The following is a 7,018-nucleotide window of genomic DNA, read 5'->3' as shown; positions in this document are numbered from 1 at the left end:
CCCCCCGCCACCAGGACGAGGTTGCCGAACCTGCGACCGCGCAGGACGCCCGGCTCGGCGGTCAGCACCACGTGCGGCAGGGCCGCGCGGGCCGTGGCGACCTGGGCGCGCGCGTGGTCGAGCTTGTGACCGTCACCGATGTTCACCACGAGGAGGCCGCCGGGCCGCAGGACGCGCGCCGCCTCGGTGTAGAACTCCACCGACGTCAGCCGCGCCGGGGTGCGCGCGCCCGCGAAGACGTCGCTGACGATCAGGTCCGCACTGGCGTCGTGCCGGGCGGCGATCCACTCTCGCGCGTCACCGATGCCCACACGCAGCTGCGCGCGCCGGTCCCACGGCAGCCGTCGGCGCACCATCTCCACCAGCGGGGCGTCCACGTCGACCGCGCGCTGCCGCGACCCCGGGCGGGTGTGCGCGACGTAGCGGGCCAGGGTGAGCGCGCCCGCGCCCAGGTGCAGCGCGTCGATCGGCTCCCCCTCGGGCGCCACCAGGTCGGCGGCGTGCGCGATCCGCCGGACGTAGGAGAAGTCCAGGTGGGTGGGGTCGGAGAGGTCCACGTGGGACTGCGGGGTGCCCTCGACCACCAGGAACCAGGAGTCGGGGCGATCGGCGTCGGCGAGCAGCTCGGCGCCGGGCGCCTCCAGCGCCTTTGGCGCCGCGTCCGCCCCGCGCGCACCGCGTCTGCCCATGCCGCCCCGCCCCCGTTCACCGATCCCCCCAGGCTAGGCCATGGCCGGAACGGTCAGGAGGCGTCGATCCGCGCGAACTCCTCGGGGGTCAGCTCCAGGTCGGCGGCGAACGCGCTCCCGCGGATGCTCTCCGGGCGGGAGGCGCCGGGGATCGGGATCACCGTGGGCGACTTCGCCAGCATCCAGGCCAGGCACACCTGGAAGGGGGTCGCGCCCCGGACCGCCCCGACCTCCTCCAGGGCCGGGTGCCGATCCGCCAGTCCGCCGTACCGGGACCTGCCGCCGAAGGGGCTCCAGGGAAGGAAGGCGATCCCCAACTTGGCGCACAGCTCCAGCTCGGGCCCGCTGGACCGGAAGTCGGGGGAGAACTCGTTCTGCACGGCCGCCAGCCGCCCGCCCAGGACCTCCTGCGCGAGGCGGATCTGCTCCGGGTCGGCGTTGGAGATCCCCACCATCTCGACCTTGCCCTCGTCGAGCAGGTCGGCCAGCGCGCCGACGGAATCGGCGTAGGGGACGGCCGGGTCCGGACGGTGGAACTGGTACAGGCCTATCCGCTCCACGCCGAGCCGCCGCAGCGACTCCTCGCAGGCGCGCCGCAGGTGCTCCGGGCTGCCGTCGAGCCCCCAGCCGCCCTCCGCGTCGCGGGTGTGGCCGCCCTTGGTGGCCACCAGGACGTCCGAGGTGTCCCGGCCGTAGGTGCGCAGCGCCTCGGCGACCAGCAGTTCGTTGTGTCCGGGGTCGGTGGCGTCGCGGTGGTAGGCGTCGGCGGTGTCGATCAGCGTGATCCCCGCGTCCAACGCCGCGTGGACGGTCGCGACCGCGTGTTCCCTGGGCGGACGGCCGCTCAGGGACAGCGGCATCGCGCCGAGCCCGACCGCGCTCACGGTCCGGCCGCCGATCGTCCTGGTGCGCATGGTCCTCTCCTCACATCCTGGCGCGGGCCGCCCACCGCGCTCCCGCGCCGGGTGCCCTACCCATGGTCAGCGCGCACGAACGTGTCCCCACTCCCGCTAGCCTGGGTTTCCGAGAGTCCCCACCGAGCGCCGTCCCGGCGCCAGCAACGAGGAGTGGCCGTGCTACTGCGGATGTCGAACCTGTTCCTGCGCACCCTGCGTGAGGACCCGGCGGACGCCGAGGTGCCGAGCCACAAGCTGCTCGTGCGCGGCGGCTTCGTGCGCCGTGCCGCACCCGGCGTCTACTCGTGGCTGCCCCTGGGCAAGATGGTCCTGGAGAACGTGTCCCGTGTCGTGCGCGAGGAGATGGACGCCATCGGCGCCCAGGAGGTCCTCCTCCCGGCACTGCTCCCCAAGGAGTACTACGAGGCGACCGGCCGCTGGACCGAGTACGGCGACACCCTGTTCCGGCTCCAGGACCGCAAGGGCGCCGACTACCTGCTCGGCCCCACCCACGAGGAGCTGTTCACGCTCCTGGTGAAGGGCGAGTACTCCTCCTACAAGGATTTCCCGGTCATCCTCTACCAGATCCAGGAGAAGTTCCGCGACGAGGCCCGGCCCCGCGCGGGCGTGCTGCGCGGCCGTGAGTTCCACATGAAGGACTCCTACTCCTTCGACATCGACGACGAGGGGCTCCAGGCCTCCTACGACGCCCACCGCGCCGCCTACATCCGTATCTTCGACCGCCTCGGGCTGGACTACGTGGTCGTCTCGGCCACCTCCGGCGCCATGGGCGGCTCGGCCTCCGAGGAGTTCCTGGCCGTCGCCCCGACCGGTGAGGACACCTTCGTCCGCAGCACCGACTCCTCCTACGCCGCCAACGTCGAGGCCGTCACGACCCCCGCACCGCCCGCCCGGCCCGTCGAGGGGCTGCCCGAGGCACGCGTCCACCACACGCCGGGCACCGCGACGATCCAGACGCTGGTGGACTTCCTCAACGCCGCCGACCTGGGACGGGACTTCGCCGAGGCCGACACCCTGAAGAACGTCCTGGTCAAGACGCGCGCCCCCGGCTCCGAGGAGTGGGAGCTGCTCGGCATCGGCCTGCCCGGCGACCGCGAGGTCGACCTCAAGCGCCTGGAGGCGTCCCTGGAGCCCGCCGAGGTCGCCCTCCTCGACGAGGCCGACTTCGCCGCCAACCCGTTCCTCGTCAAGGGCTACATCGGCCCGCGCGCGCTGATCGACAACAAGGTCCGGTACCTGGTCGACCCGCGCGTGGTGACCGGCACCTCCTGGGTGACCGGCGCCGACAAGGCCGACCACCACGTGGTGGACCTGGTCGCCGGACGCGACTTCACTCCGGACGGCACGATCGACGTCGCCGAGGTGCGTGACGGCGACCCCTCGCCCGACGGGGAGGGCACGCTGTACACGGCGCGCGGCATCGAGATCGGTCACATCTTCCAGCTCGGCCGCAAGTACACCGACGCCTTCCACGTGGACGCGCTGGGCGCGGACGGCAAGCCCAAGCGGGTCACCATGGGTTCCTACGGCATCGGCGTCTCCCGCGCGGTGGCCTCGATCGTGGAGCAGTCCCACGACGACAAGGGCATCGTGTGGCCGCGTGAGGTCGCCCCGGCCGACGTGCACGTGGTCGGCACGGGCAAGGGCGAGCAGATCGAGGAGGCGCTGCGGATCGGCGGTGAGCTGGAGGCCCGCGGGCTGCGCGTCCTGGTGGACGACCGCAAGGGCGTGTCGCCGGGGGTGAAGTTCACCGACGCCGAGCTGTTGGGCGTCCCCACGGCCGTCATCGTCGGCCGCGGCCTCAAGGACGGGCTCGTCGAGCTGCGCGACCGCGCGACCGGCAATCGCGAGGAGGTCGCGCTGGCCGAGATCGTCGACCGCGCCGAGGCGGCCTGCGGGGCCTGACCCGGTACCGGTGGGGATCGCTGGGGCGCCGGGCGTCGGAACGCCCGGCGCTCCCCCAGCCCCCTGGGGCGCGCGGGGCGGTCAGGCCTCTTCGAAGCCCGGCAGGGTGTCGAGCCCGCCGCCCCACACCAGCGCGCGCACGGTGGCCGCCTGGAGCGCGCGGGCCGCGGTCGAGCGCAGCGCGGGGTCGTCGGCGGCGGTCAACCAGACGTACGCCCTGGCCGTGGTCTCCTCCATCCCCACCGCGTACGCGTCGAGACTCGCCGCGTCCTGGTCCGAGGGCAGCGGGTACGACGACCGGGCGGTCTCGGGCCCGACGCCCAGTTCCACGGCGGCGTCGTGCAGCGTGTCGCGCAGCGCCTTGTGCAGGCGGGAGTACTCCCCGGCCGCGTCGCGGCGCCCCTGGTCCCCGGCGACCCCGCGCAGGTACTCGTACCCGTACACGGCGGCGTGTTCGGCGCCGAGCGCCTCGGCCAGGGCCCCGGGGACGTCCGTCGTCTCGCTCACCTGCGCCCGTCCTCTCAGTCCGCTCAGTCCGCCTGGTCCAGAAGGTGCGCGTGCCCGGCCTCGCACGCGCCGATCCCGCTGATCAGCTGTGCCAGCCCCGGGTCGGCGACGGCCAGGGCCCGGTCGACGCGCGCGCTCGCCGCGGCAGCCTCCAGAGCGCGCAGCCCGGCCGTGTCCAGTGCCGCGTCCGGGGCGGGGAGTTCCGCCTCGGGGGTCTCCTCGCCCTCGGTCGCCGAACTCTCCGGCAGGGCGTCCATGAGCGCGTCGACGTGGGACAGGTGGTGCTCCAGGATGCGGTTGAGCAGCTCCTCCGGGCCGGTGCCGTTCGCCAGAGCCGTCTGGTAGCGCGTCACCGTCCGCTCCTTCTCCCGGATCATCGCACGCAGTACGTGCTCCTCGGGGGTCACGTCGGAGGGGTACCACTCGGTGCGGCCGCATCCGGCCAATCCCACGGCCAACGCCACACCCAGTGCCGTACGGCGGCTGACGTCGCTTCGGCCCACGCGGTCTCCTCTCATCGGGCCCCATCTTTCCACGGCCCACGCGCGTTTCGACGCGCCCCGTCCACCGTCGGCGACCTGGAACGTGTCCGGGAGTGGATACCCTTGCAGCACGACCGCCGTCGCGACGCGACGCGCGGGATATGTCGCAGACTACGTACAGAGCTGGACCGCCCCGGTACAGCGGCCACAGGCCGAGTGGGCGGGATTTCGCCGTTGTTGGAGGGGCAGACACGACATGGGAGCGCAGGCGCGTCTCGAGCGCATCGCCGAGCTGCTGGAGCCGGTACTGGCCAAGGCCGGACTGGACCTGGAGGCCGTCGACCTGACACCGGCGGGAAAGCGCCGGGTGCTGCGCGTGGTCGTGGACTCCGACGACGGGGTCGACCTGGACACGGTGGGCGAGGTCTCCCAGGACGTCAACGACGCCCTGGACGCCTCCGACGTCATGGGTGAGCTTCCCTACGTCCTGGAGGTCACCTCTCCCGGCGTGGACCGGCCCCTGACGCAGCCCCGCCACTGGCGCCGCTCCCGCGGCCGACTGGTGAAGGCCACCCTCGCCGAGGGCGGCGAGGTCACCGGCCGTGTCACCGACGCCGACGACCGGGGGGTCACCCTGGACGTCAAGGGTCAGCCCCGGACCTTCGCCCACGCCGAACTGGCCAAGGGCAAGGTACAGGTGGAATTCCGCCGCGACGCCGACGCCGACGCGGCGGACTAGAGGGGGAGCCCCGTGGATATTGACATGAGTGTCCTGCGCAGCCTGGAGCGCGAGAAGGACATCGCGGTCGAGCTGGTCGCCAAGGCCATCGAGGACGCCCTGCTGATCGCCTACCACCGTGAGGAGGGCGCCGACAAGCGCGCCCGCGTCGAGCTGAACCGCTCCACCGGCCACGTGACCGTGTGGGTGGCCGAGCTCGACGAGGAGGGCGAGGTCGTCGGCGAGTACGACGGCACCCCCACCGGGTTCGGTCGGATCGCGACCTCCACCGCCAAGCAGGTCATCCTCCAGCGCCTGCGTGACGCCGAGGACGAGCTCACCCTGGGCGAGTTCGCCGGGCGCGAGCACGACATCGTCTCCGGCATCATCCAGCAGGGCAAGGACCCCAGGAACGTGCTGGTGGACCTCGGCAAGATCGAGGCCATCCTGCCTCCCCAGGAGCAGGTGCCGACGGAGACCTACACCCACGGCGAGCGCCTGCGCGCCTACGTGGTGCAGGTCCGCAAGGGTCACCGCGGCCCCTCGGTCACCCTGTCGCGGACCCACCCGAACCTGGTCCGCAAGCTCTTCGAGCTGGAGGTGCCCGAGATCGCCGACGGCACCGTGGAGATCGCCTCGATCGCCCGTGAGGCCGGGCACCGGACCAAGATGGCCGTCCGCTCCAACCGCGGCGGCGTCAACGCCAAGGGCGCCTGCATCGGCCCGCTCGGCAGCCGTGTCCGCAACGTCATGGCCGAGCTGCACGGAGAGAAGATCGACATCGTCGACTACTCCGACGACCCGGCCGTCTTCGTGGCCAACGCCCTGTCGCCCGCCCGGGTGAACTCGGTGGAGATCCTGGACATGGCGGCCCGGGTCGCGCGTGTCGTCGTGCCCGACTACCAGCAGTCCCTGGCGATCGGCAAGGAGGGGCAGAACGCCCGGTTGGCGGCCCGACTCACCGGATGGCGCATCGACATCCGCTCCGACGCCGAGCCCGCCGACGGGGCCGGGGCGGACGCCGACGGCGCCGCCGCGGGCGAATAATCGGGTCGCGCCCGTGTCCCGACGCGATAAGGTGGGAGAAGGCGGTCTTGACCGACCCGTGCGCACGTGCGTGGGGTGCCGGTCACGGGCAGTCCAGTCCGACCTCGTGCGGCTGGTGGCCGAGGGCACGGCCATCACGCCCGACACCCGGGGTCGACGTCCCGGGCGCGGTGCCTACCTGCACGACGACCGGCGGTGCCTCGAGCTCGCCGTGCGTCGCAGGGTGTGGGCACGCGCCTTCCGGAGCCGCGACGGAGGGGGCTCCACCGGGTGGGACCTCTCACGTGTGGAGGCGTTGATCGGCGCCACCCCGAGTGGCGGATCCGGGGGGTATTCCGGTTAGGGTTGGAATGTCTGAGCCGGCCGACGGTGTTGTAGTAACCGTGGTCGGCGTGCGGTGCTGTGTCGGCACGCAGAACCGGCCCATTGTTGTGTAGCGATGAGGAAGCAGGTCGAGATTGCGATGAGCGCCTGATGAGTACGCAGCGATGAGTAACTCAAGCTAACGACGGTCCGGCACGTGCCCATGTCCCGGACCGAAGCTGAAGGAGAGTAGTGGCGAAGGTCCGGGTGTACGAACTCGCCAAGGAGTTCGGAGTAGAGAGCAAGGCCGTCCTGGCCAAGCTCAACGAGATGGGCGAATTCGTTCGTTCGGCGTCCTCGACGATAGAGGCGCCCGTCGTTCGACGCCTGCAGGAAGCTTTCAACAACGGTTCCGAGGGCGGCAAGAAGAGCGGATCGGCTCCCAAGCCG

General features: G+C 72.1%; 9 protein-coding genes. 5 read left to right on the top strand and 4 right to left on the bottom strand.

Annotation, left to right across the window (positions count from 1 at the left end; translation table 11 throughout):
* Positions 1-689: spermidine synthase (locus D471_RS0115480; RefSeq protein ID WP_017599460.1), on the bottom strand; the 689-nt coding region annotated here is incomplete at its 3' end.
* A gap of 53 nt (positions 690-742) precedes the next feature.
* A complete protein-coding gene (locus D471_RS0115475; RefSeq protein WP_017599459.1) occupies positions 743-1,603 on the bottom strand; it encodes an aldo/keto reductase in 861 nt (286 codons plus the stop codon).
* Positions 1,604-1,774: 171 nt separating this feature from the next.
* Between D471_RS0115475 and D471_RS0115470 the strand changes: the two genes are divergently transcribed.
* Positions 1,775-3,511, top strand: coding sequence for a proline--tRNA ligase (locus tag D471_RS0115470; protein WP_026127760.1), 1,737 nt, complete (start codon positions 1,775-1,777; stop codon positions 3,509-3,511).
* A gap of 81 nt (positions 3,512-3,592) precedes the next feature.
* On the opposite strand, the gene D471_RS0115465 is transcribed toward D471_RS0115470, so the two are convergent.
* Positions 3,593-4,018: a ferritin-like domain-containing protein gene (locus D471_RS0115465; RefSeq protein ID WP_017599457.1), complete on the bottom strand. Its 426-nt coding sequence runs from the start codon at positions 4,016-4,018 to the stop codon at positions 3,593-3,595.
* A 23-nt stretch (positions 4,019-4,041) separates the two neighbouring features.
* Complete coding sequence (locus D471_RS0115460) at positions 4,042-4,521, bottom strand: ferritin-like domain-containing protein (RefSeq protein WP_017599456.1); 480 nt, start codon at positions 4,519-4,521, stop codon at positions 4,042-4,044.
* 235 nt (positions 4,522-4,756) lie between these two features.
* Between D471_RS0115460 and rimP the strand changes: the two genes are divergently transcribed.
* The 4 genes from rimP to D471_RS34600 all read left to right on the top strand — a co-directional run.
* Positions 4,757-5,239, top strand: coding sequence for a ribosome maturation factor RimP (gene rimP, locus D471_RS0115455; RefSeq protein ID WP_017599455.1), 483 nt, complete (start codon positions 4,757-4,759; stop codon positions 5,237-5,239).
* A gap of 24 nt (positions 5,240-5,263) precedes the next feature.
* Positions 5,264-6,265: a transcription termination factor NusA gene (gene nusA / locus D471_RS0115450; RefSeq protein WP_017599454.1), complete on the top strand. Its 1,002-nt coding sequence runs from the start codon at positions 5,264-5,266 to the stop codon at positions 6,263-6,265.
* A 13-nt stretch (positions 6,266-6,278) separates the two neighbouring features.
* On the top strand, positions 6,279-6,608 hold the full coding sequence (locus D471_RS0115445) for a YlxR family protein (protein WP_040689826.1): 330 nt from the start codon (positions 6,279-6,281) through the stop codon (positions 6,606-6,608).
* A 212-nt stretch (positions 6,609-6,820) separates the two neighbouring features.
* Positions 6,821-7,018, top strand: a 198-nt coding sequence (locus tag D471_RS34600; protein ID WP_040689824.1) for a translation initiation factor IF-2 N-terminal domain-containing protein, incomplete at its 3' end; no start/stop codon positions are given.

It is taken from the genome of Nocardiopsis lucentensis DSM 44048, from assembly GCF_000341125.1.
Taxonomy (GTDB): domain Bacteria; phylum Actinomycetota; class Actinomycetes; order Streptosporangiales; family Streptosporangiaceae; genus Nocardiopsis; species Nocardiopsis lucentensis.
Note: the sequence above shows the minus strand (reverse complement) of the source record. Positions and strands in the feature narration are given on the sequence as shown.